Annotated in this window: 20 protein-coding genes; 6 read left to right on the forward strand and 14 right to left on the reverse strand. The window is 73.3% G+C overall.

Going from position 1 to position 22394, the window contains the following annotated elements; translation table 11 throughout:
- Nucleotides 1-18: 18 nt before the first annotated feature.
- On the forward strand, nucleotides 19-846 hold the full coding sequence (locus ACN27D_RS29410) for a PIG-L family deacetylase (protein WP_120570297.1): 828 nt from the start codon (nucleotides 19-21) through the stop codon (nucleotides 844-846).
- Between the two features lie 34 nt (nucleotides 847-880).
- Here the strand turns inward: ACN27D_RS29410 and ACN27D_RS29415 are convergent, their stop codons facing one another.
- Together ACN27D_RS29415 and glnA are read right to left on the reverse strand one after the other, a co-directional pair.
- Nucleotides 881-2029, reverse strand: a complete 1149-nt coding sequence (locus ACN27D_RS29415; RefSeq protein WP_421500551.1) for a carboxylate-amine ligase — start codon at nucleotides 2027-2029, stop codon at nucleotides 881-883.
- Between the two features lie 144 nt (nucleotides 2030-2173).
- A complete protein-coding gene (gene glnA / locus ACN27D_RS29420) occupies nucleotides 2174-3598 on the reverse strand; it encodes a type I glutamate--ammonia ligase (RefSeq protein ID WP_421500552.1) in 1425 nt (474 codons plus the stop codon).
- Nucleotides 3599-3831: 233 nt separating this feature from the next.
- On the opposite strand from glnA, the gene ACN27D_RS29425 reads away from it, so the two are divergent.
- Both ACN27D_RS29425 and ACN27D_RS29430 read left to right on the forward strand, forming a co-directional pair.
- A complete protein-coding gene (locus ACN27D_RS29425) occupies nucleotides 3832-5616 on the forward strand; it encodes an N-acetylglutaminylglutamine amidotransferase (protein ID WP_421501212.1) in 1785 nt (594 codons plus the stop codon).
- Nucleotides 5617-5634: 18 nt separating this feature from the next.
- Nucleotides 5635-5895, forward strand: a complete 261-nt coding sequence (locus ACN27D_RS29430) for a hypothetical protein (protein WP_013285859.1) — start codon at nucleotides 5635-5637, stop codon at nucleotides 5893-5895.
- 89 nt (nucleotides 5896-5984) lie between these two features.
- Here the strand turns inward: ACN27D_RS29430 and ACN27D_RS29435 are convergent, their stop codons facing one another.
- From ACN27D_RS29435 to ACN27D_RS29490, 12 genes are all read right to left on the reverse strand, one after another.
- A complete protein-coding gene (locus ACN27D_RS29435; RefSeq protein ID WP_013285860.1) occupies nucleotides 5985-6155 on the reverse strand; it encodes a hypothetical protein in 171 nt (56 codons plus the stop codon).
- Between the two features lie 104 nt (nucleotides 6156-6259).
- On the reverse strand, nucleotides 6260-6961 hold the full coding sequence (locus ACN27D_RS29440) for an aspartate/glutamate racemase family protein (protein ID WP_120570293.1): 702 nt from the start codon (nucleotides 6959-6961) through the stop codon (nucleotides 6260-6262).
- Nucleotides 6958-8238, reverse strand: coding sequence for an NAD(P)/FAD-dependent oxidoreductase (locus ACN27D_RS29445; RefSeq protein ID WP_421500553.1), 1281 nt, complete (start codon nucleotides 8236-8238; stop codon nucleotides 6958-6960). The genes ACN27D_RS29440 and ACN27D_RS29445 overlap by 4 nt, the downstream gene beginning before the upstream one ends.
- A 13-nt stretch (nucleotides 8239-8251) precedes the next feature.
- Complete coding sequence (locus tag ACN27D_RS29450; protein ID WP_358173421.1) at nucleotides 8252-9130, reverse strand: family 3 encapsulin nanocompartment shell protein; 879 nt, start codon at nucleotides 9128-9130, stop codon at nucleotides 8252-8254.
- A gap of 15 nt (nucleotides 9131-9145) precedes the next feature.
- Nucleotides 9146-9985, reverse strand: coding sequence for a methyltransferase domain-containing protein (locus tag ACN27D_RS29455; protein WP_358173418.1), 840 nt, complete (start codon nucleotides 9983-9985; stop codon nucleotides 9146-9148).
- A 29-nt stretch (nucleotides 9986-10014) separates the two neighbouring features.
- Nucleotides 10015-10845, reverse strand: a complete 831-nt coding sequence (locus ACN27D_RS29460; RefSeq protein ID WP_358173415.1) for an SDR family NAD(P)-dependent oxidoreductase — start codon at nucleotides 10843-10845, stop codon at nucleotides 10015-10017.
- 4 nt (nucleotides 10846-10849) lie between these two features.
- The gene (locus ACN27D_RS29465; protein WP_358173412.1) at nucleotides 10850-11821 is read right to left on the reverse strand and encodes a sulfotransferase; all 972 of its coding nucleotides are present in this window, start codon (nucleotides 11819-11821) and stop codon (nucleotides 10850-10852) included.
- Nucleotides 11818-12999 carry an MFS transporter gene (locus tag ACN27D_RS29470; protein ID WP_421500554.1) on the reverse strand — a complete coding sequence of 394 codons (1182 nt, stop codon included), beginning with the start codon at nucleotides 12997-12999 and terminating at the stop codon, nucleotides 11818-11820. Before ACN27D_RS29470 ends, ACN27D_RS29465 begins: the two co-directional genes overlap by 4 nt.
- Nucleotides 12996-14309, reverse strand: a complete 1314-nt coding sequence (locus ACN27D_RS29475; protein WP_120570286.1) for a DegT/DnrJ/EryC1/StrS family aminotransferase — start codon at nucleotides 14307-14309, stop codon at nucleotides 12996-12998. The genes ACN27D_RS29470 and ACN27D_RS29475 overlap by 4 nt, the downstream gene beginning before the upstream one ends.
- Before the next feature lie 940 nt (nucleotides 14310-15249).
- Entirely contained in the window at nucleotides 15250-15987 is a 738-nt protein-coding gene (locus ACN27D_RS29480; RefSeq protein WP_421500555.1) for a serine/threonine protein kinase, read from the reverse strand.
- Nucleotides 15988-16031: 44 nt separating this feature from the next.
- The gene (locus ACN27D_RS29485) at nucleotides 16032-17018 is read right to left on the reverse strand and encodes an Acg family FMN-binding oxidoreductase (RefSeq protein WP_421500556.1); all 987 of its coding nucleotides are present in this window, start codon (nucleotides 17016-17018) and stop codon (nucleotides 16032-16034) included.
- Between the two features lie 106 nt (nucleotides 17019-17124).
- A complete protein-coding gene (locus tag ACN27D_RS29490; RefSeq protein WP_357895911.1) occupies nucleotides 17125-18348 on the reverse strand; it encodes a PucR family transcriptional regulator in 1224 nt (407 codons plus the stop codon).
- Nucleotides 18349-18432: 84 nt separating this feature from the next.
- Between ACN27D_RS29490 and ACN27D_RS29495 the strand changes: the two genes are divergently transcribed.
- From ACN27D_RS29495 to ACN27D_RS29505, 3 genes are all read left to right on the forward strand, one after another.
- Complete coding sequence (locus ACN27D_RS29495; RefSeq protein ID WP_184976718.1) at nucleotides 18433-19524, forward strand: ferredoxin reductase; 1092 nt, start codon at nucleotides 18433-18435, stop codon at nucleotides 19522-19524.
- A 14-nt stretch (nucleotides 19525-19538) separates the two neighbouring features.
- Nucleotides 19539-20678, forward strand: coding sequence for a fatty acid desaturase family protein (locus tag ACN27D_RS29500; RefSeq protein ID WP_421500557.1), 1140 nt, complete (start codon nucleotides 19539-19541; stop codon nucleotides 20676-20678).
- A 192-nt stretch (nucleotides 20679-20870) separates the two neighbouring features.
- On the forward strand, nucleotides 20871-22220 hold the full coding sequence (locus ACN27D_RS29505) for a glycosyltransferase family 4 protein (protein ID WP_421501213.1): 1350 nt from the start codon (nucleotides 20871-20873) through the stop codon (nucleotides 22218-22220).
- Nucleotides 22221-22394 lie beyond the last annotated feature (174 nt).

The following is a 22394-nucleotide window of genomic DNA, read 5'->3' on the forward strand; positions in this document are numbered from 1 at the left end:
TGCTCGTATGGTGACGGGGTGACCGATCGATCCCTGACCCTGATGGCGGTGCACGCGCACCCCGACGACGAGGCGACGAGCACCGGCGGCGTCCTGGCGCGCTACGCGGCCGAGGGCGTCACCACAGTGCTCGTGACGTGCACCGACGGGGGGTGCGGCGACGGTCCCGGCGGGATCAAGCCGGGCGACCCCGGGCACGACCCCAAGGCCGTGGTGGACATGCGCCGCGCCGAGCTGGCCGCGAGCTGCGAGGCGCTGAAGGTCACCCACCTGGAGACGCTCGACTACGGCGACTCGGGGATGATGGGCTGGGCGACGAACGACGCGCCCGGCGCGTTCTGGAACACGCCGGTGGCCGAGGCGGCCGGCCGGCTGGCCGAGCTGATCCGGCGCTACCGCCCCGACGTGGTGGTCACCTACGACGAGAACGGCTTCTACGGCCACCCGGACCACATCCAGGCCCACCGGATCACCATGGCCGCGGTCGAGCAGACCGGCATCCCGGCCAAGGTCTACTGGACCACCGTGCCGCGCAGCGCGTTCCAGCAGTTCGGCACCGTCATGCGGGAGATCGGGGTGGAGTTCCCCGAGCCGGAGGCGACCGACGAGATGCCGGCGCTGGGCCTGCCGGACGACGAGATCACCACCTGGGTCGACACCCGTGCCTACGGCGGGCAGAAGTTCGCCTCGCTCGCCGCGCACGCCAGCCAGGCGGAGAACATCTTCTTCCTGCGTCTGGGGCAGGAGCGGTTCACCGAGCTGATGGGCCTGGAGACGTTCGTGCGGGTGCGGGACACCACCGGCGCGGCCACCCCCGAGGACGACCTGTTCGCCGGGTTGCGCTGACCGGACGCGGGCCCGCTCCGGGGAGGTCATCGACTCACGTCGAGACGGTCTGTGCGGCCAGGTGCGCCAGCACGGTGCGGACGTCCCCGTCGGTCTCGGCCATGATCCGTCGTTGCCGGGTGGCGCCGGTGCCGTCCCGGCGCACCCGGTCCAGCTCGCGCCGGACCAGGTCCAGGTCACCGTGGCGGGTCAGCGCGGGTGTGACGGTGACGAACAGGTCGTCGACGAGGTCCCAGGCGGGCCGGGGCAGCCCGGTGCGCAGGTCGACGAGCCGGCCGTCCACGCCGTCGTGCGCGGCCCGCCAGTGCGCGGCGGCGACCAGGCAGTCCCGGATGCGTGGTGCGGGCACGCCCGCGCGGACGTCGTCGATCAGGGTGGCCACGAGCGCCCGGACCAGCCCGGCGACCAGCACCGTGTCGTCGACTGTGGGGCACACGTCGCCGACGCGTACCTCCACGGTGGGGTACGACGCGGACGGCCGGGCGTACCAGTAGACCATCGCGGCGTCGAGCATGATCCCGGCGGTGATCAGGTCCGCCACCGTGGCGTCGTAGTCGGCGGCGGAGTCGAAGTGCGGCGTCGGTCCGATGCTCGGCCACCGTTCCAGCTGCATCGAACGCCAGCTCGCGTGGCCGGTGTCCCGCCCGTCGTGCAGCGGCGAGTTGGCGGTGAGCGCCTGTACCACAGGCAGCCACGGGCGCAGGTGGTTGCAGACCTGCACGGCCAGTTCCCGGTCCGGCACGCCGACGTGCACGTGGCAGCCGCAGACCGCCGGGTCGTGGGCCACCGGGCCGAACCGGCGGGACATGTCGTGGTAGCGCTGCTCGTCGGGCACCGTGCGGTGGGCCTCGCAGACCGGGGTGGCGCCGACCGCGACCAGCCGCGCCCCGGCCGCGTCGGCCGCCCGCGCGGCCGCCCGGCGCAGCGTGACCAGGTGCTCCCGCAGCTCCCCAAGGTCTGGGCTGACCGGCGTCACCATCTCGACCATGCTGTGCCGGAACTCCTGCCGGCTCTGCTCGCGGGCGGTGCCGGAGAGCGCGCCGCGCACCCGGTCGGCGACCGGCATGCTCTCGCCGGTGGCCGGGTCCAGCAGCAGGAACTCCTCTTCCACCCCGAGGGTCAGGACGGTGGGGATCTGCGGGGTGGTGGTGGCGGTGGTGGTGGTGGTGGGCCGCGGCCTCACCGACGGCTCCACCGGCACGGAACGGTCGGCGTGTCGACGTGAGGCGGAGTCATGTCTCGACGGTACGAGGGCGGAGGCCGGCCCGAGGCCGTTTCCGCCGACCACCGCCCCCGCGGGTGGCGGGGGCGGTGGCGGTACGGCGGCTCAGCAGTCGAAGTAGAGCGCGAACTCGTGCGGCGTGGGCCGCAGCCGGACCGGGTCGACCTCGTTGGCGTTCTTCCAGTCGACCCAGGTGGAGATCAGGTCGCCGGTGAACACGTCGCCGTCGAGCAGGTAGTCGTGATCGGCCTCCAGCGCCGCCAGCGCCTCGGGCAGCGAACCGGGCACCTGCTTGACGTCGCCCCACTCCTCCGGCGGGAGGTCGTAGAGGTCCTTGTCGATCGGGGCCGGCGGCTCGATCTTGTTCTTGATGCCGTCGAGGCCGGCCATGAGCATCGCGGAGAAGGCCAGATAGGGGTTGCTGGACGGGTCGGGGACGCGGAACTCGACGCGCTTGGCCTTGGGGTTGCTGCCGGTGACCGGGATGCGGGTGCAGGCGGAGCGGTTGCGCTGGGAGTAGACCAGGTTGACCGGGGCCTCGAAGCCGGGCACCAGGCGGCGGTAGGAGTTGATGGTGGGGTTGGTGAAGGCCAGCAGCGACGGGGCGTGGTGCAGGAGGCCGCCGATGTACCAGCGGGCGGTGTCGGACAGGCCGGCGTAGCCGGTCTCGTCGTAGAACAGGGGTTCGCCGCCGCGCCAGAGGCTCTGGTGGGTGTGCATGCCGGAGCCGTTGTCGCCGAACAGTGGCTTGGGCATGAACGTGGCGGTCTTGCCGTGCGCCCACGCCTCGTTCTTGATCAGATACTTGAAGAGCTGGAGCTCGTCCGCCGAGTGCAGCAGCGTCGAGAACTTGTAGTTGATCTCGGACTGCCCGCCCGTGCCCACCTCGTGGTGCGAACGCTCGACTGTGAAACCGGCGTCCACCATCCGGCGGACCATGCTGTCGCGCAGGTCGGCGTAGTGGTCCACCGGCGGCACCGGGAAGTAGCCGCCCTTGTAGGCGGTCTTGTAGCCGCGATTGCCGCCCTCCTCGATCCGCCCGGTGTTCCAGGCGCCCTCGATCGAGTCGATGTAGTAGAACGACTGGTGCGCCGAGGTCTCGTGGCGGATCGAGTCGAAGATGTAGAACTCCGCCTCGGCGCCGAAGTAGGCGGTGTCGGCGATGCCGCTGGCGGCGAGGTACGCCTCGGCCTTCTTCGCCACGTTGCGCGGGTCGCGGGAGTACGCCTCCCGGGTGAACGGGTCGTGGACGAAGAAGTTCAACGCCAGCGTCTTCTGCGTGCGGAACGGGTCGATGAAAGCCGTCGACACGTCCGGCAGCAGCAGCATGTCCGACTCGTGGATCGACTGGAAGCCGCGGATCGAGGACCCGTCGAAGGCGAGACCGTCGGTGAACACGCTGTCGTCGAACGACTCGACCGGCAGGTTGAAGTGCTGCATCACGCCGGGCAGGTCACAGAAACGTACGTCGACGAACTTCACGTCCTCGTCGGTGAGGTATCGCAGGAGTTCCTCGGAATTGGCGAACACACGTCCTCCTGGCAGGCGTCGTTGATCCTGGCCACGTCCCGTGGCCGGACCGCCCGGGGACATGGCCCGTACCGCCACCGTACGACGGCTCGCCGTGCCCGGCTCGGCAACCGCCCATCCGGGTTTCCTTCGCCACATGCCGGGTAGTCGCCGTACCCGGCGGACCGCCCGGGAGACGACGCGGCGGGAGGTTGGCATGGTGAGTGCTCCGCGACTGACCGGTGGGCGCTGAGATGTGCGGGATCAGCGGTGAGGCCAGGTTCGACGGGGCCACCCCCGACACCGACGCGGTGAACCGGATGACCGCGGCCATGCGCGCACGCGGCCCGGACGGCGAGGGCGCGTGGAGCGACGGCTGGATCACCCTCGGGCACCGCAGGCTCACCGTGATCGACCTGTCCGAGGCCGGCGCCCAGCCGATGGTCCGCGACGACCTCGGCCTGGCCCTGGTCTTCAACGGTTGCGTCTACAACTACCCGGAGCTGCGCGACGAACTGCGCGCCGCCGGGCACACCTTCCACAGCACCAGCGACACCGAGGTGATCCTGGTGGCGTACGCGCAGTGGGGGGAGCGCTTCGTCGACCACCTGGTCGGCATGTTCGCGGTGGCGCTGGTGGACCGGCGGCGGCGCCGCCTCGTGCTGGCCCGCGACCGGCTCGGCATCAAGCCGCTCTACCTCGCCGAGTCGCCCGGCCGGCTCCGGTTCGCCTCCACGCTGCCGGCGCTGCTGGCCGGCGGCGACGTGGACACCGGCATCGACCCGGTCGCGCTGCACCACTACCTGTCCTGGCACTCGATCGTGCCGGCGCCGCGCACGATCCTGCGCGGGATCCGCAAGCTGCCCCCGGCCACCGTCCGGGTGGTCGAGGCCGACGGGCGCAGCCGCGAGCGCGTCTACTGGCGGCCCGAGTACCGGCGCGACCCCTCCCACGACGGTATGGACGCCGCCGACTGGCGGGCCGCCGTCGGGGACGCGCTGCGCACCGCCGTACGCCGCCGGCTGGTCGCGGACGTGCCGGTGGGGGTGCTGCTCTCCGGCGGCCTGGACTCCAGCATGATCGTGGCGCTGCTCGACGACGCCGGACAGCACCACCTCCAGACGTTCAGCATCGGCTTCGACAGCCGCGACGACGAGACCGGCGACGAGTTCCACTACTCCGACCTGGTCGCCCGCACGTTCGGCACCGACCACCACCGCATCCGGCTCGCCGACGGCGATCTCGGCCCGGCCGTACGCGCCACAGTGGCGGCCATGACCGAACCGATGGGCAGCCACGACGTGGTGGCGTTCCACCTGCTCTCCGAGCAGGTCGCCAAGCACGTGAAGGTGGCGCAGTCGGGTCAGGGCGCCGACGAGGTGTTCGCCGGCTACGGCTACCACCACCGGCTGGCCGCCTCGGCCCGTGAGGACGCCGCGGCCGAGTTCACCGCCGCGTTCTTCGACCGCGACCACGCCGAGCTGACCGAGGTGGTGGAACCGGCGTACGCCTGCGACGGTGACGCCAGCGGCGAGCTGGTCGCCGCGGACCTGGCCGCGCCGGGCGCGCAGACCGCCGTGGACGCGGTGCTGCGCCTGGACACCCACCTGATGCTGCCCGACGACCCGGTCAAGCGGGTGGACAGCATGAGCATGGCGTGGGGGCTGGAGGTGCGCACGCCCTTCCTCGACCAGGATCTGGTCACGCTCGCCGCGGCGTGCCCGCCGGAGCACAAGCTGGCGCAGGGCGGCAAGGGCGTGCTCAAGGAGGTGGCCCGGGAGGTGCTGCCGGCCGAGGTCATCGACCGGCCCAAGGGCTACTTCCCGGTGCCGGCGCTGCGCAACGTCGACGGTCCCGTGCGAGAGTTGGTGGTCGAGGCGCTGGGTGCGCCCGAGGCGCGCCGGCGGGGGCTGTTCCGCCGGGCGTACGTCGACGAGCTGCTGGCCGCGCCGGACCGGGCCCAGGCCGCCGCCGGCAGCAACAAGCTGTGGCAACTGGGCCTGCTGGAGCTGTGGTTGCAGACGCACGGCGTGAGCTGAGCGGGCGGGAGGAGCACGATGAAGTTCGTCATCGAGAGCGAGGCCGACGGCAGTGTGGGATTCACCGTCGTCGGCGGCGACGGTCAGGTGCTCGCCACCGGGGCGCCCTGCCCGGACAAGGGCTCGGCGCTCGCCGTGGTCGGCGAGCTGATGCACGGGCTGGGCGACGCCTGCGTGGAGGACCGCACCGAGGCCGGCGCCGGGCCGGTGGCCGGCACCCGGACCGAGATCGGCGACGACATGTCGGACATCGGCCGCTCCGGCATCCCGCCGGTCTGACGCGGCACGTCCTGGCGGCGTGACGGCGATCCGCCGGTCCGGCCGCGACACGTCCCGCCCGGCCGACGAGCCCGGGCGGGACGGTGCGCTCACTGCTCGTCGTCGAGCACGTCCGTGTGGCCGTCCCGGGTGACGGTGGGCGGCAGGTGCTCGTCGGGCTGGGGCGCCTCGGCGAGCGTGTGGTGCGGGTCGCCGTCGGGCGAGAACAGCACCCGATCGGTCTTGCGGGTCTTCTCCTGCTCCTCCTCCGGCTCCGTCACCGCGTTCTCCCTCCGCTCACCGGCGCCCCGGGCAGGCCGCCTCTCGTCCCACGCTAAGCGCCGGACGGGCGCCGGGAGCGGGTTTCCGCGCGACGGCCCCGCTGTCACATGGCCGGACGGTACGGCCGCCGGGTGAGGCTCGCGTACGCCATCGTGGTCAGCGTGACGATGTCGAACACCGGCACGCCCAGCCGCGCCTGGATCCGGTGGGCGAACGGCACCAGGTCGGTGCACTCGACGACCAGCGCACCCAGTTCCGGATGCGCGTCGGCCAGCGCGTCGACCCGCTCGTCCACCTCGGCCGCGAGCCGTTCGACGTCGAGGGCGTCGCGCCGGCCCTCCAGCATCACCTCGCGGAACTCCGGCTGCCCGGCCATGCCGGTGACCGCCACCGGGACGTCGGCCGCGCCGATCGCGGCCAGGTGGCGCGGCGTCAGCGCCGCCTCGTCGGCGACCAGCAGCCCGACCGTGCGCCCGACCATCCGGTGCACCATCGGCAGTTGCACCAGGCTCGACGACCACAGCGGGACGCGCACCGCGGCGGCGAGTTCGGCCTGGAACAACACGAGGAACCCGCACGCGCCGGTGATCCCGGCGACCCCGGCCGCCTCCAGGTCGCGGGCCGCGTCGACGAACGGCTGCAGGAGCGTCGGGTCGGCCTCGCGGACCAGCCGCTGCGGGGTCGCGCCCTGCACCACCCGGTAACGCACCGGGAAGTCGAACGTGTCCGGGTTACGGATGTGCCCGGGGATCTTGTCGAAACTGGTGTCGAGGCAGAGCACCCCGATCTCCGGCCGGTCGTTCACGAGATCCCCCTCTGGAAGCGGTCCAGGGCGAACGTGTCCAGCGGCAGGTCCGGCTCGGCGCCGGAGACGAGCTGGGCGAGCAGCTGCCCGCCGGCCGGGGCCAGGCCCATCCCGATGTGCCCGTGCCCGGTGGCCACGCTGACGTTGTCGTAGCCGTCGGCCCGCCCGATCAGCGGCAGACTGTCCGGGGTGCACGGACGCAGCCCGCTCCACACGTCCAGGCGCCGGCCGGTGTCCAGCGCCGGCAGGTACCGACGCGCGGTGTGCAGGATCCCGTCGACGCGGCGCGGCGAGATCGACGCGTCCAGCCCGGACAGCTCCAGCGTGCCGCCGACGCGTACCCGGTCACCCAGCGGCATCACCGCGACCTTGCCCTCGCTGAGCAGCACCGGCCGGGCCGGCGTGCCCGGGCCGGCGGGCAGCGTGACGGTGTAGCCCTTCGCCGGTTGCAGCGTCAGCCCGACGCCGAGCATCCGGGCGCAGGCCGCCGACCACACCCCGGCGGCGATCACCACCTCGGCCGGGCGCAGCTCGCCCCGAGCCGTCCGCACCGCGCGTACCCGCCGTCCGGTCACGTCGAAGTCGCGTACCTCCGCGCCGGTGACGATGTCCACGCCCCGGGCCCGCAGCGCCCGCGCGAGCGCCACCAGGAACGCCGGGATGCGCAGCGCGGCACCCTCCTCGTTGAGCAGCGTCCCGGCCACCGCGAAGTCGACACCGGGTTCCAGCCGGGCCAGCTCGGCCCGGTCCAGCTCCCGCAGCGGCACGCCGCGCGCGGTCGCCGCCGGGATCGTCCGGCGCGCCTTCGCGTACCCCTGCTCGGTGTGGCAGGCGAGGATCATGCCGCGTTCGGTGAGCGTCCCGGCCAGCTCGTCCTCGGCGCAGATCTCGCGCAGCAGCGCGAGGCTGCGCTGCTTGAGCGCGAGCAGCGTCTCGAACCCGGCACGGGCGTGCCGTTCGGTGCAGTGCCGGCGGAAGTGCCACAGCCAGGCCAGCAGCGCGCCGTCGAGCCGGGGCCGGACCGCGAACGGGCTCTCCGGGCGCAACAGCCAGCGGATCCCGGTGGCCGGCACCCCCGGCTCGGCCAGCGGCGCCGAGCCCTGGGTGCCGACGAAACCGGTGTTCCCGGCCGAGCAGGCCGCCGGGTCGCCGACCTCGCCCCGGTCCACCACAGTCACGGTGTGCCCGGCGCGGCGCAGGAACCAGGCGCAGCACAGGCCCACCACGCCCGCGCCGACGACCAGCACGTCGGGGTCGGTACGGGCCGGCGTCGTCATCCGTCGCCGCCGGTCAGAGCGTGACGACGAAGAAGCAGGTGGGCAGGTTCACCACGACCCGCTCCCAGATCTCGGCGCGCAGCGCCACCCCGGGTTCGGCGAACGTGCCCGGCGGCGGCTCGGCGAACCCGATCGTGGACCGGCCGGCGTCGAACAGCAGCGCGCCGTGGCCGAAGTCCCCGACGATCGCGGTGCCCGGGTCGACCAGCCGGGTACGGACGATGAACACGCCGTTGTCCTCCACGTCGCGCATCAGCGAGCCGCTGCCCAGCAGCCGGTAGTAGTCGGCCGGGTTGATGATCAGCCCGTCGGCGGTGCTGCCCATCTGCTCGACCTCGTTGCACGCGGCCAGGACGGTGGACGCGAACGGCCCCGGGTCGGTGAGCCGGCCCAGGTCCGGCATGGTCAGCAGCCCGCCCTCGCCGCGCAGGATGGTGTGGTTCTCTGCGGTGGCCAGCCGCACCACCAGCCGGTAGTCGATGAACTGGGCGAAGCTGACCGGGTCCTCCCACAGCGTGTCCGGCACCTGCACCCACGCGGTGGTGGTGAGCAGCGGCGGGATGGGGGAGCGGTGGAAGTGGTTCGCCGCCTCCCGGCGCAGGTCCGCGCCGTCCACCGTCGGATCGTCCGGCCGTGGCGGGCTCTCGTGCCAGTAGTAGTCCTGCGGATCCCGGGACAGGTCCACCACCTTGAGCATGTTCCGCGAGGGGTAGCGGGGCTTGCGCCGGGAACTGGTCAGCGAGTCGGTGATCGTCACGTCGTAGTCGACGCTCGTGTCGAAACCGTCCTTGGCGAACGCCTCGACGAACGTCGCGCCGGGCGACATCTGCGTCTTCCGTTCGGCGACCACCTCGGCGATCGTCCGCTTCACGGTGTCGGTGCGCTGTGACATCTGCTGTCCCTTTCCTCAGGCCGGCTTGCGGGCGACGAACATGCCCCAGCCGAACTCACCCCTGTCGATCGCCGCCTGGATCTCGTCGCACGAGTCGGCGAAGCCGAGGATCCACGTCCGCGCCGCCTCGTCCGCCGTCGTCTCCGCGCGCTCCCGGGCGGTGCGGCCCAGCACCCGGTACGTCTGCCTGATGTGCGCGTCGAGACTGCGCGCGACCACGTCCACGAACCCGGCCTCCGCCAGTGCCCGGCGGTAGCCGTCGAGCGAGTAGCCGTCGTTCCAGCGCACCCGGTCGTAGACGTGCCGGCGGGCCGCCTCGCCGATCCGCTCGGTGGGCTGGAGGAAGTCGGACACCGCGAGCACCCCGCCGGGGGCGAGCACCCGGAACATCTCGGCGTGGCTGCGCGGCTTGTCCGGCACCAGGAACAGCGCGTCCTGGCTGACCACGTGCGTGAACGTGCCGTCGTCGTACGGCAGGGCGGTGGCCGAGCCGTGCCGGAACGACACGGGAAGCGAGGCGCCCCGCTCGGCGCGCCGCTGCTCGGCGAAGCGCACCCGCTCGATGCTCAGGTCCAGCCCTTCACCCCGGCACCCGGTGCGCTCGGCCAGGCGCAGCAGGAAGTTGCCGCAGCCGCAGCCCACGTCGAGCACGTTCGCCGAGGCGTCGATCCCGGCGTCGGCGGCGAGGATGTCGGAGGTCCGGTCGGCCGCCGCGTGGTAGTCGGAGTCGTCCTCCCCGGTGAAGTAGCCGGTGTGCAGCACGCCCTCGCTGTCCCAGAAACTGAGGTACGTCTGCGTGGTCTGGTCGAAGAACTCGGAGACGTCCCGTTCGGTGAACCGGCTGGTCGTGGACATGGGCACTCCCTTGTGCGGCGGTCGGTGGGTCAGGCGTAGGTGTCCTTGCGGACGCCGGTGAGGTGGGGCAGGTCGGGGCCGGTGGCGGAGGCGCCGCCGTCGATCAGGTGCACCCCGGCGGTCACGTACGACGCCCGCTCGCCGGCCAGGAACGCGGCCACCGCGGCGACCTCCTCGGGCCGGGCCAGCCGGCCGACGGCGCTGTGGTGACCCATCGCGGCCAGCCGCGCCTCGACGTCGCCGTCCGCGCCGGCGAGCCGGGCCGCGGCGCGTTCCATCGGCGGCGTACGCACCCCGCCGGGCGCCAGCACGTTGACGGTGATGCCGTCGCGGCCCACGTCGACGGCGAGGCCCTGGGCGAACCGGACCAGCGCCGCCCGGGTCACCCCGGACAGCACGAGCGGTCCGATCGGCACGCAGGCTGTCTCCGAGGCCACCAGCAGCAGCCGCCCCCAGCCCGCGGCGCGCATGTGCGGCAGCGCGGCCAGCGACACCGCTACCGCCGGCAGCAGCACCCGGTCGACGGCCGCCCGATAGTCGTCGGTGTCGAATCCGGTGGCGGTGCCCACCGGCGGGCTGCCGCCGCTGACCAGCAGCACGTCCACCCCGCCCAGCTCGGCGGCGACCCGGTCCACCCAGCGGGCGGCGGCCTCGGTGTCGGTGAGATCGACGCCGGTCGCGCTGACCCGGCCGGAGGCCACCGCCGTCAGCTCCCGTTCGGCGGCGGCCAGCCGCTGCGGGTCACGCCCGCAGACCGCCACGTGCGCGCCCTCCGCGGCGAACTCCTTCGCGCAGGCCAGCCCGATGCCGCTGGTGCCGCCGGCGACGAGCGCCACCCGGCCCTTGAGTCCCAGATCCACGTCCTCACCTCTCCGTCTCGCCGACGCGGGCCGCCGCGCCGGGGTACGCCGGGTCGCCGTCCGGCCCGCCGGACCGGTAGCCGTACCGGGTGGACAGCGGCCAGGCCAGCGCCGCCACGGCCAGCCGCTGCCGGCCGGTCAGCGTGCGCCGCCACCCGTCGTCGCGGTCGCGGATCACGGTCGGGCCGGTCCGGAACCGGTCCGGGTTGCCGGTGACCGTGTGGTTGCCGCGCAGCTCGACGGTCCGGTCCCGCACCGGGTTGGCCGCCGGGTCGACACCCACCAGCTTCAGCAGCGCGCCGATCGTGCCGGCCGGGTCGGCGGTGAAGTCCTCGTAGCGCAGGAACGCCGACCGGCCCGGGTACCGCCTGTTGATCTCCGCCGACGCGAGGTTGAACCCGTGCCAGTACGCGGTGCTGCGCGCCGCGGACATCGCGTAGACGTACTCCTTCGGCTCCCGCCACGAGTGCGCCACCGCGCGCGGGTCGCGCACCAGGTGCAGCCAGTACGCCTCGACGCCCGGCACGTGCGGCAGCAACGCCGACTCGCCGGGGATCTTGGTGCTGTCCACGATCACGCGGGCGCCGGTGCGCGCGGCCACCTCCCGGTAGACCGCGCCGAGCAGATCGGCGTGCGCCCGGGTGTCCGCGTCGTACGCGCCCCGGCGCAGCACCCGCCACGTGTGCCGGGTCCGCAGCCGGGCCCGTTGCCGGCGGATCACCTCGGCGGCGTGCGCGTCCGCCGACATCCCGGCCGGACGACCCAGCGGCAGCACCGCCGACCACAGCGGACACGCGGTCAGCGCGGCGCCGCACCCGCACCTGTCGTTCACCCCGCGCCCGGTCGAGTTCTTCCACAGGAAGTGCAGCTCACCGACGTGCGTCACACCGGGCGCCTCACCGAGGACGTTGCCGATGATGGTGCTGCCGTTGCGGCACCAGCCGTTGACGCTCAGGACGGTCACCGGTGCGCTCATGCCGCGCGTACCTCCGCCGGAGCCGGCGCGACCGCGGGCCGGCCGATGCGCAGCGCCATCGCGGCGGCGACGGCCGCGCCGGCCGCGCCCGCGACGAACACCGCCGGATAACCCAGACCGGCCGCGACCAGGCCGGTCGCCGGCCCCCACACCGCCAGACCCAGATCCCAGAACGAGGTGTACGCCCCGATCGCCGCACCCTGCCGCGCCGGGTCGGTGCGGTTCATCACCATCAGCGCCAGCGACGGGTGCAGCAGGGAGAACCCGACGCCCATCACCACGCTGCCCGCCACCGCGACCGGCAGGTTCGGCGCGAGAGCGATGACCAGCAGGCCGACCGCCTCGCCCACCCCGCACCAGGTGGCCACGCGGCGGGGGCCGAGCCGGTCCGGCAGGTGCCCGATGACCAGGCGGGTGCCGGCGTACACGGCGCTGAAGACGCTCAGCACCACCACGCCGTGGCCGATGCCCCGGGCGTCCAGGTGCAGTACGACGAACGCGGCCAGGCCCGCGTACCCGGCGGCGCCGAAGGTGAGCGCGATGCCGGGCAGCAGCGCCGGGCGCAGCAGCAGCCCAGCGCCCTTGGCCGCCGGTGCGGTACGCGCCGGCGCGGGCACCAGCGCGACGAGCGCCGCGCCGACCGCCGGGGCGACCGCGCTGAGCACCCACACCGCCGCGTATCCGGCCTGCTGCACGGTGGCGCCGAGGAACGTGCCGGCGGAGATGCCGCCCCACATGCTCACCCCGTACAGGCCGATGAGCTGGCCGCGCCGCTCGTGCGGGGCGAGCTGCACGATCCACACCGCACCGGCGGTGAACAGCGCCGCCTCACCGGCGCCGAGCAGGAGCCGGACCGCCACCAGCGCGGGCACGCCCAGCGGCGCCAGGTAGAGCAGGCCGCCGCCGGCCACCACGAGCGCCCCGGCCAGCATCACCGTCCGGTGGCCGTGCCGGTCGGCGAGCGCGCCCGCGACCGGCCGGACCAGCAGCGCGGTCACCGCGGTCACCGTGACCACCACGCCGACTGTGAGGTCACCCGCGTCGTGCCGCTCCCGCAGGAAGCCGGGCAGCACCGGGATCACCGCGGTCAGCCCGAGGTAGCCGGTGAACAGCCCGCCGAGCAGGCCGGCGAGCGCGAGCCGGGGCAGGGGCCGGGTCGGGGTCTGTGCGCCGGTCACGACCCGACCAGCGCGGTCTCACGGGCGGCGGCCACTTTGCGGACCGCGCGGACCAGGTCGTCGCAGTCCTCGGGCGTGAGGTTGGACGACAGCGGCACGTCGACGGTCTCGGTCAGCAGCCGTGCGGTGCGCGGCAGCGTCGCGCGGATCTCGCCCGGGTCGGCGCTGTCGTACAGGAACCGCCAGTTCCAGAACGCCCGGACGTTGAGGTCGTCGTCCGCGCCGATGTTGCGGGCGTCGATCCCCTCGGCCCGCAGCGCGCGGGCGAACCAGCCCGCGTCGCCGCCGGGCACGCGGAACACGAACGCCTCCCCGAGGTACGCCCCGGGCGCGACCGGCCGCCGGACCGCGATGCCGGGCAACCCGGCCAGGGCGGCGCTGACGTGCGCGTAGTTGCGGTGGAACAGCGCCAGCCGCTGCGGCAGCCGGGTCAGCTCGGCGCGCAGCAGGGCCGCCCGGATCTCGTCCATCCGCAGGCTCAGCAGCGGCAGGTCCAGGCCGGTCAGCGGCGGCTCGCCGTGCGGGAAGTGCCGCCGCAGCCGCCCCTCGTACGCCCCGGACAGCGCCACCGCCCGCGCGAACAGCGTGCTGTCGTCGGTGATCAGGAAGCCGCCCTCGCCGCAGTTGAGCGCCTTGTCGGACTGGGTGCTGAACGCCCCGGCGGCCCCGAACGTGCCGAGCTTGCGGCCGTTGAGTTCGGCGCCGAGCGCGGGCACCGCGTCCTCGATGAGCGGTACGCCCATCTCGGCGGCGAACGCGGACAGCGCCTCGACGTCGGCGGCGAAGCCGCGCATGTGCACGACCATGACGGCGCGGATCTCGGGCCGCCAGCGGCGGCGCAGGTCGTCGAGGTCCATCCGCAGGTCGTCGTCGACCTCGACCAGGAATGGCCGGCAACCGGCCAGCACAATGGCGCTGGGGGTGGCGACGAAAGTGAATCCGGGGCAGGCCACCAATGACCCCGGCGGCACTCCGGCACCCATCAGGGCGAGCGCCAGCGCGGCGGTCCCGCTGGAAACGGCGAGCGCGTGCCGGGTGCCGAAATAACGACACAGGTCGTCCTCGAACCGCCCACATTCGGTTTCGTTTGGTGGGCGGTGGTCGTATCGGAAGTAGAGGTGACTGCGGACGGCGCGAATAGCGGCGTCCTCGTCTTCGGTGTGCACGAAGACCGCACCCTTGTCGTACGTCGGCCAGGGCGTGCCCCGCACCGGCTGGCCGCCGTGCAGGGCGAGCTGTTCGGGCAGCTCAGAGCCGTTCTGCACCGGCCTCGGCGGGCTCGATGCGGGAGCGTCGTTGTTCCCGTCCACCGGCGGACTCCTCGGGCGAGCGGCGACAATTCCTAGCGACTCGATAGGATTAACCGGGCGTGCGCCGGGCATGGTCGCCCGGCGGAATCGCAGTCCCGGCGCGATCCCGTCGAGGGGTAAGAAATGCCACCAGATCCGACATAGTTGGTACGTCGATCCAGCGAGAGTAATGATTGTCGTCGATCCTGTACTCGTCAACAGATAGACGTGAATATGTTCCGGCGTCGGTCCGTGCCGACAGTGGACTATGCGGAATTGTCGCTGCCGCCCCCCTGATCCATCGGCACGCCGGCGCCCCGGTGTCTCCGGTGCCTCCTGCCGCCGAACGTCGACGTCGCCTCGCCGCATCGCCCCGCCGCCCGGAACGCTCGCCGCCCGGAACGCTTGCCGGCGGGCCGGCGTCTCCTCGCGCCGGACCTTGCTCGCGTTGGGCGCCGCCGGGGCGGCCTTGGCTGCCCCAGGGTCGGCTGCCCCGAGGCCGGCTGCCTCGGACCTCGCTGCGCCGGCCTTGGCTACCTCAGGCCCCGCTGCCTCGGATCTGGCTGCGTCGGGCCTGGTCGTGTCCAGCCTTGGCGCGCGCCTGGCCTGGCCTGGCCGCGCCCGGCCTGCCGCGCGGGGATGCCGTCACTGACGGTAGCGAGAGGGCTTCCTCGGCATAACTCACCTCGCGCCCTTTGCTCTGCAGCCATCGGCGCATCGGTGACTCATGGCCACCGCTGCGCATGTGGCTGCAGAGCAAAGGGCGCGCAGGGGTATGAGTGCCGCTGCCGACCTCTCCTGCGTTTCCGCTGCTCAGGAACGCGCTCTGAAGAAATCGGACCAATCGGCGTGGGGCCGCCCGTCACTCTGAGCAACTTGCGGCTTGACGAGAGGCGATATGACGCTAAGTCACGATCCTGCGCCAGCAAGGGGCACCAGGCCCGGCCGAACAACCAAAGGATCAGGCGGTCCGCCAGTCGCGGACCAGAGCGGCCACTGTGGCGTGCCGCTGCGCCGGATCGGGTCGGCCGGCCCGATCGGCGACCGCGCGCTCAGCGGCGGTGCCGCGCCAGCCGGGCGGGCCGTCGAGCAGGTGGTGCAGCGTGCGACCGAGCGCGTGGACGGTGGTGCGCTCGTCGATCGTCGCGCCCCGGGTCAGCTCCTCGGGGGACAGGTAACGACGGGATCCGGGCAGCCGGTCGGAGTCCAGCACGAACGGTCCCGGCCGGTACTCGTCCAGGTCGATCAGCCGCATCCGGCGGGCGTCGAAGTCGTAGAGGAAACAGCCGTCGTACAGGTCGACTGCCACGTACCCGGCCGCGCTCACGGCCAGGTGCGCGTCGAGGATCGCGTCCAGCGCCGCGCGTACCTCGGTGACCGGCAACTGCTGGAAGCGCGCCAGGCCGCTCCGGTCGCTGCCACCGCCGGTGGTGGCGTGGTTGAGCACGACACCGTCGCACCACGGGTACACCAGCGTCGGGCCGTCCGTGCCGTCGCGCACCAGCTCGGGCCGGACCACGGCGGGGTGCCGGACCGCGGCGTGCAGGCCCAGCGCACGGGTCAGCGACGCCCGCGCGTCCGGTGTTCCGGCCCGCTTGACGAACCAGCGGCGGCCCGCCGACTCCACGCCGTAGGAGACGCACCCCGAGTCCTGGTCGCCGAAGACCACGAACGCGTCGGCCGGGTCCAGATCCCACACGCGTCGAGGCTACGACGAAATCCGGACGCACTCGGCCGCCGTGGCTAGTCCACCACCTCGATGACGTCGGCCGGCGCGCGGCGCGGCGCCGGTGGCAGCTCCGCGTCCGGGCCCCAGCCCACGCGCACCACCAGGTACGCCTCGCCGATGCCGGCCAACAGGTCGCGCATCATCCGGCGCGGCCAGGCCAGCTCCACGGCGTCGCTGAGTGGCGCGCTGGCCAGCCCTTCGGCGGTGGCGGTGAGCAGCAGCGCCGACAGCGCCTCGCCGGCGCGCAGCCAGGCCGCCGGCTCGTCGGAGTCGCCGAACAGGATCAGGTACGCCGCGCCCCGGTCGAAGTCCGTGCCCGCGCTGAGCCCGGCCGCCCCGCCGGGGGCGTAGTCGCGCAGCGGCACCCGTCGCGGGGACGGCCGCACGGCGGTGGCGGCGGGCACCCCGTCGCCGCTGCCTGCCGGACGGTGGGTCCAGTGGTGCAGCTCCTCCCGGTACGCGGGGTCGGCCAGCTCCGCGTCCGCCGCGCGCCCGGTGGACACGGCGAGCATCGGCATCTGGTCCGGCCGGACCACGTGCAGGTGCGCGCCCTCGGCCTCGACGGCGTCCCCGAGCAGGGCCAGCACCGCCTCCCGAACCGGCCGGTCCCCGTACGCGCGGCGGTCGGTGCGGCGGCGCGGGATGGCGTCGACCAGGCGGCCCGCCGGCACGTCCAGGTCGGCCGGGCCGGTGGTACGCACCCGGGCCAGCAGCGACGGTTCGGGCAGCCGCTCGACCACCGCCGCCCAGCCGAACGCCGCCAGCGACACGCGCGCGTGGTGCAGGGCGGCGCCGCAGCTCAGCATCAGCAGCCGGCCGTCCGGGTCGGTGTGGGCGAGCTGCCGGTCCGGGTCGGCGCGCAGCTCCAGCGCGTCGGCGGTGACCCGCCAGCGCCAGGGCTGGGTGTTGAACACCGACGGGGCGTGCAGGGACTGCCGGGCGGCCGCCTCCAGCACCCGTACCCTCGGGTCCTGGTCGGTGCGGGTCGATGAGCTGTTCATGGCGGCCCTCCTGGTTGCTCGTCCCCTTCCGACCCTGCCCGCCGCCGTCGCGGGCGGACAGGGCCGGAGGTCCCGGCCGCACCGGGCCGTGCGCCCCGGCGCGGCGTCAGGCGTCGTCCGGCTCCGGGGGTACGGCCAGGGCGATGGTGAGGTCGAGGACCGTGGCGGGGTCGTGCAGCCGGTCGCCGAACAGCTCCCGCAGCTTGCCCATCCGGTAGCGGACGGTCTGCGGGTGCACGAACAGGTCGGCCGCCACCTCGTCGCGGCGTCCCTGATGCAGCAGCCACGACCGCAGCGTCTCGGCCAGCCGGTGCGCGGTCGCCGGGGGCAGTGGGGCCAGCGGCGCGAGCGCCTGCGCGCGCAGGTCGGCGAGGGCTTCCGGGTCCATGCTGAGCAGCAGCGTGGCCAGGTGACGTTCGGTGTCGACCGGTCCGGCGTCCGGCTCGCCGAGGCCGAGCGCGAGCGCCCGGGTGGCCCGCTGGTACGACGCGGCGACCCGGTGCCAGGGCCGGGCCGGGCCGAGCACCGCCCGGTGCCCGTGCAGCAGCCGGGTGAGCTGGCGACGCCGGCCGCCGTGCATGTCCGGCACCAGCAGTACGGCCAGCTCCTCGACCGGGCTCATGCCGGGCAGGTCCTCGCCGCTCTCCAGCGTGTACGGGCTGAGCAGCGCCAGCACCGCGCGCAGGTGCCGGCGGGGCAGCAGCACCACTGTGAGCGTCTGCGGCGGCGGCCAGTCGGCGCGTTCGGCGCTGCGCCGCAGCGACTCCTCCGGCTCGCCGGCCAGCAACTGCTGGGTGAGCCGTTCCAGGCTGCGGCGGCGCATCCGGCCGGCGCTGGCCAGCTCGTCGGCGTGCCCGGCCACGCTCGCCGCGGACAGCTCGTCGATGTAGGCGAACATCAGCTCGGCGAACTCGGCCACCGTCTCCGCGGCCAGCCCGCTGCGGACCGTCGTGGTGGACACCTCGCGCCAGGCGACCCGGGCACCCACCCGGTACGCGGCCAGCAGCGCGTCCATGCTGCGCCCCGAGCGGGCCTCGCCGCTGCCCAGCGCGTACGCGGCCTCGAGCGCCGGGGCCAGGGGAGTGCTCGGGTCGAACGCCTGGGTACCCTCGATGAGCTGGAGGAACGTTCCCAGCGCGATGCGTACCGCGTTTTCGATCTTCGCCCGCATGGCGCCGGTGAGCGCGCCGGAGTAGTCCGGTACCTCGGCGGTGATCGCGGAGACCGTCCGCTCGGCCACCATCGGCAGCCGGGCGCGCAGCGTCTCCGCCACCCCGGCGTCGAGGTTGAGGTGCGCGGCGCGCTGCCCCGTGCCGGCCTCCGACGTCATGTTTGTTCCCTCCGAACAAAAACCCGCGACTGTTTCACCTTTGCCGGTCAAGATGTTATGCGATCGGGCGGTCACGCTGGTCATATGACCACAACTGCCTCCCGCCGCCCTCAGAAGGTCACCTTCCGGGACAGGCTGCTGCGGCTGGCCGGAGCGGTCACCACACCGGTGCTGCCCGACGACTACCTCGACCTGATCGCGCCGCTTCGCGCCGGCGCCCCGCTGCGCGGCCGGATCGTCGCCGTGCGGCCGCAGACCCGGGACGCCGCCACGCTGGTGATCCAGCCCGGTCGCGCCTGGCAGGGCCACACGCCCGGGCAGTACATCCGCCTCGGCGTGGACGTCGACGGGGTGCGCCAGTGGCGCGCGTACTCGCTCACCTCGCCGCCGGACGCCGCCGACGGCCTGATCTCCGTCACGGTGAAGGCGATCCCCGACGGCAAGGTCAGCAACCATCTCGTACGCCGGATCCGGCCCGGCACGATCGTGCACCTCGACCAGGCCCAGGGCGAGTTCGTGCTGCCCGCCGCGACGCCCGAGCGCGTCCTGTTCCTCACCGCGGGCAGCGGCATCACCCCGGTCATGGGGATGCTGCGCTCCGGGCTGGCCGACCGGGCCGACGTGGTGCTCGTGCACTCCGCGCCCACCCGCGACGACGTCATCTTCGGTACGGAGTTGCGTGCACTCGCCGAACGCGGCGCGCTGCGGCTGATCGAGCGGCACACCGACACCGACGGCCTGCTCGACGTCGCCGAACTGGCCGGGCTGGTGCCCGACCACCTCGACCGCGAGGCGTGGGCCTGCGGACCGATCGGCATGCTCGACGCGGTTGAGGGGTACTGGTCCACCAACGGCCTTCTCGACCGGTTGCACACCGAGCGGTTCCGCCCGACGGTGATCACGCCGGGTGAGGGAGGCACGGTGACCTTCACCGGGGCGGGGGTGACCGTCGAAGCCGACGGCGCCACCACCCTGCTCGACGCGGGGGAGAACGCCGGAGTGCTGATGCCTTCCGGGTGCCGGATGGGCATCTGCTTCGGCTGCGTCGTACCGCTGCGTCAGGGCGCCGTGCGCGACCTGCGCAACGGCGACGTCACCACGGCCGTACCGGGGGACGGCGTGCTGGTCCAGACGTGCGTGTCGGCCGCCGCCGGTACCTGCGACATCGATCTCTGACAGGAGCCACCCACGTGACCGTCATCCAGAAGAAGGCCGTCAACCCGATCGCCCACCTGAGCGCCGAGGACATCGAGATCATCGGCAAGGAACTGGACGCGATCCGGGACCGGGTCCTCGCCGACCGGGGGGAGCGGGACGCCCGCTACATCCGCAAGGTGGTCAAGACCCAGCGGACACTGGAGATGAGCAGCCGTGCGGTGCTGCTGTTCTCGCTGTTCCCGCCGGCCTGGGTCGTCGGCACGGCCGGCCTCACGGTCGCCAAGATCCTGGAGAACATGGAGATCGGGCACAACGTCCTGCACGGCCAGTGGGACTGGATGCGCGACCCGAAGATCCACTCCACCACCTGGGAGTGGGACCACGTCTCCCCGGCCGACCAGTGGAAGCAGTCCCACAACGAGCTGCACCACCGCTACACCAACGTCGTCGGCAAGGACAACGACCTCGGGTACGGCATCATGCGCGTCGACGAGGACCAGCCGTGGCACCCGATGCACCTCGGGCAGCCGCTGTGGAACCTGCTCAACGCGATGTTCTTCGAGTACGGCATCGCCGCGTACGACATGGAGCTGGGCGACCACCTCAAGCAGCGCAGGCTCAAGGACCCGAAGTTCCGGGCCAAGGCCAGGGCCGTCGGGCGCAAGATCCGCCGCCAGGTGCTCAAGGACTACGTGGTGCACCCGCTGCTGTCCGGCCCGTCGTTCCTGTCCACGCTCGCCGCCACGTTCACCGCCAACCTGCTGCGCAACGTGTGGAGCCACTCGGTGATCATGTGCGGGCACTTCCCGAACGGCGTCGAGACGTTCGAGAAGACCTCCATCGAGGGCGAGACCCGCGGCGAGTGGTACCTGCGCCAGATGCTCGGCTCGGCCAACATCAGCGGCAGCCGGCTGCTGCACATCATGACCGGCAACCTGTCGTACCAGATCGAGCACCACCTCTTCCCCGACCTGCCCAGCAACCGCTACCAGGAGATCGCCCCGCAGGTGCGGGCGCTGTTCGACAGGTACGGACTGCACTACACCACCGGCCCGCTGCCCAAGCAGGTCGCCTCCGCCTGGTGGAAGGTCATCCGCCTGTCGCTGCCCAACCGCAACGACAGCCGGCAGCCGGTCGCCCCGGCCGCGCTGGCCTCCTCCGGCACGGCCTGAACCGCCCGTTCGGTGCACGGCCGGTGAACGTCCACCGGCCGGCACCTGACCAACTGCTGCACGGTTAGCGTCTTCGCAGCTCAGCCCGTATTTCGTGGCCGCCGCGCCAGTCCCGTGCCCCCGTACACTCGCACCCGTCGGGGCGTACAGGTGAAGGGGTGTTCGACGATGCGGCTCGCCCGGCGGGTGGTCATGCTTGTCGACAACGCGGTCGACGGTGACTCGCGGGTGCAGAAGGCGGCCCGCTCGGCCGCCGACGCCGGCTGGGACGTCACGCTGATCGGCTGCGCCCACGTCGACGCCGAACGCCACTGGCGGCTCGGCGACGCCGAGGTACGCGTCCTGCCGCTCACGGATTCACCGGCCGTCGTCTCCAACCCGCCCGGCGTGCCCGGGCTGCGGGCGCGACTGGTGGCCCGGGGCGGACTGCCGTTGCGCGCGGCCCGGCTGGCCCGCCGGCCCGTGGAACACGCCCAGGTCCGCTACTGGCGGGCCCGGCTGCGCGACGGGGCCTGGCGGCGGCTGGAACCGGGGCTCTGGGACTACGAACGGGTCGCCGGCCCCGTCGTCGACGCGCTGCGCCCCGACCTGATCCACGCGCACGACTTCCGGATGCTCGGCGTCGCCGCCCGCGCCGTGGACCGTGCCCGCGCCGCCGGGCGTGACGTGAAGCTGGTCTGGGACGCGCACGAGTGGCTGCCCGGCGCGCGTCCGCGTCGCGACAACGCCCGCTGGTTGCCCGCGCACCTCGGCTACGTCCGCGAGTACGTCGGCCACGCCGACGCGGTGGTCACCGTCTCCGACACGCTCGCCGACCTGCTGGTACGCGACCACGCCCTGCCCGAGCGCCCGACCGTGGTGCTGAACGCCCCGGTCACCGCCACCCCCGACACGGAAGCCCCCGGCCTGCGGGAGCGCTGCGGTCTGCGTCCGGACACCCCGCTGCTCGTCTACAGCGGGGCGATGGCCGTCCAGCGCGGCCTGGACACGGTGGTCGAGGCGTTGCCGCTGCTGCCCGGCGTACACCTGGCGCTCGTCGTCGCCGACCCGGCCGCCGCCTACGTCCGCCGGGTCGTCGCCCGCGCAGCCCGGCACGGGGTGGGCGACCGGGTGCACGTGCTGCCGTACGTGCCGCACCGGCAGCTCGTCGCGTTCCTCGCCACCGCCGACATCGGGCTGATCCCGCTGCACCACTGGCCCAACCACGAGATCGCGCTGATCACCAAGTTCTTCGAGTACGCGCACGCGCGGCTGCCGATCGTGGTCAGCGACGTCCGCACCATGGCCGAGACGGTCCGCGCCACCGGCCAGGGCGAGGTGTTCCGCGCCCGCGATGCCGCCGACCTGGCCCGTGCCGTACGGGCGGTCCTCGCCGACCCGGCCCGTTACCGCGCCGCCTACGAGGGCGAGGACTCCCCGCTGCCCGGGTGGACGTGGGAGGCGCAGGCCGAACGTCTGGACGCCCTCTACCGCCGCCTGCTCACCTCCAGGGGCCATGGTCAACTCCATCTCGGCGAGGTGGCGGCATCCGAGTGCCCGTGACCCCGCCATTTCGGGGGAGTGGTGTTGATCTTGCTCGGGCACGGGCGGGCGGGAGGGCGGGGAAAAGGGCTGGGCGGGAGGGTGCGGACCGGGCTACCGTCGAGGCATGCAGAGCAGGCGCACCCTTACCGCCGCGGCCGCGCGAGCTTCCCGCTCGCCGGTTGCCGCCGCCTG

The organism is Micromonospora sp. WMMD1274 (assembly GCF_049179035.1).
Classification (GTDB): domain Bacteria; phylum Actinomycetota; class Actinomycetes; order Mycobacteriales; family Micromonosporaceae; genus Micromonospora; species Micromonospora tulbaghiae.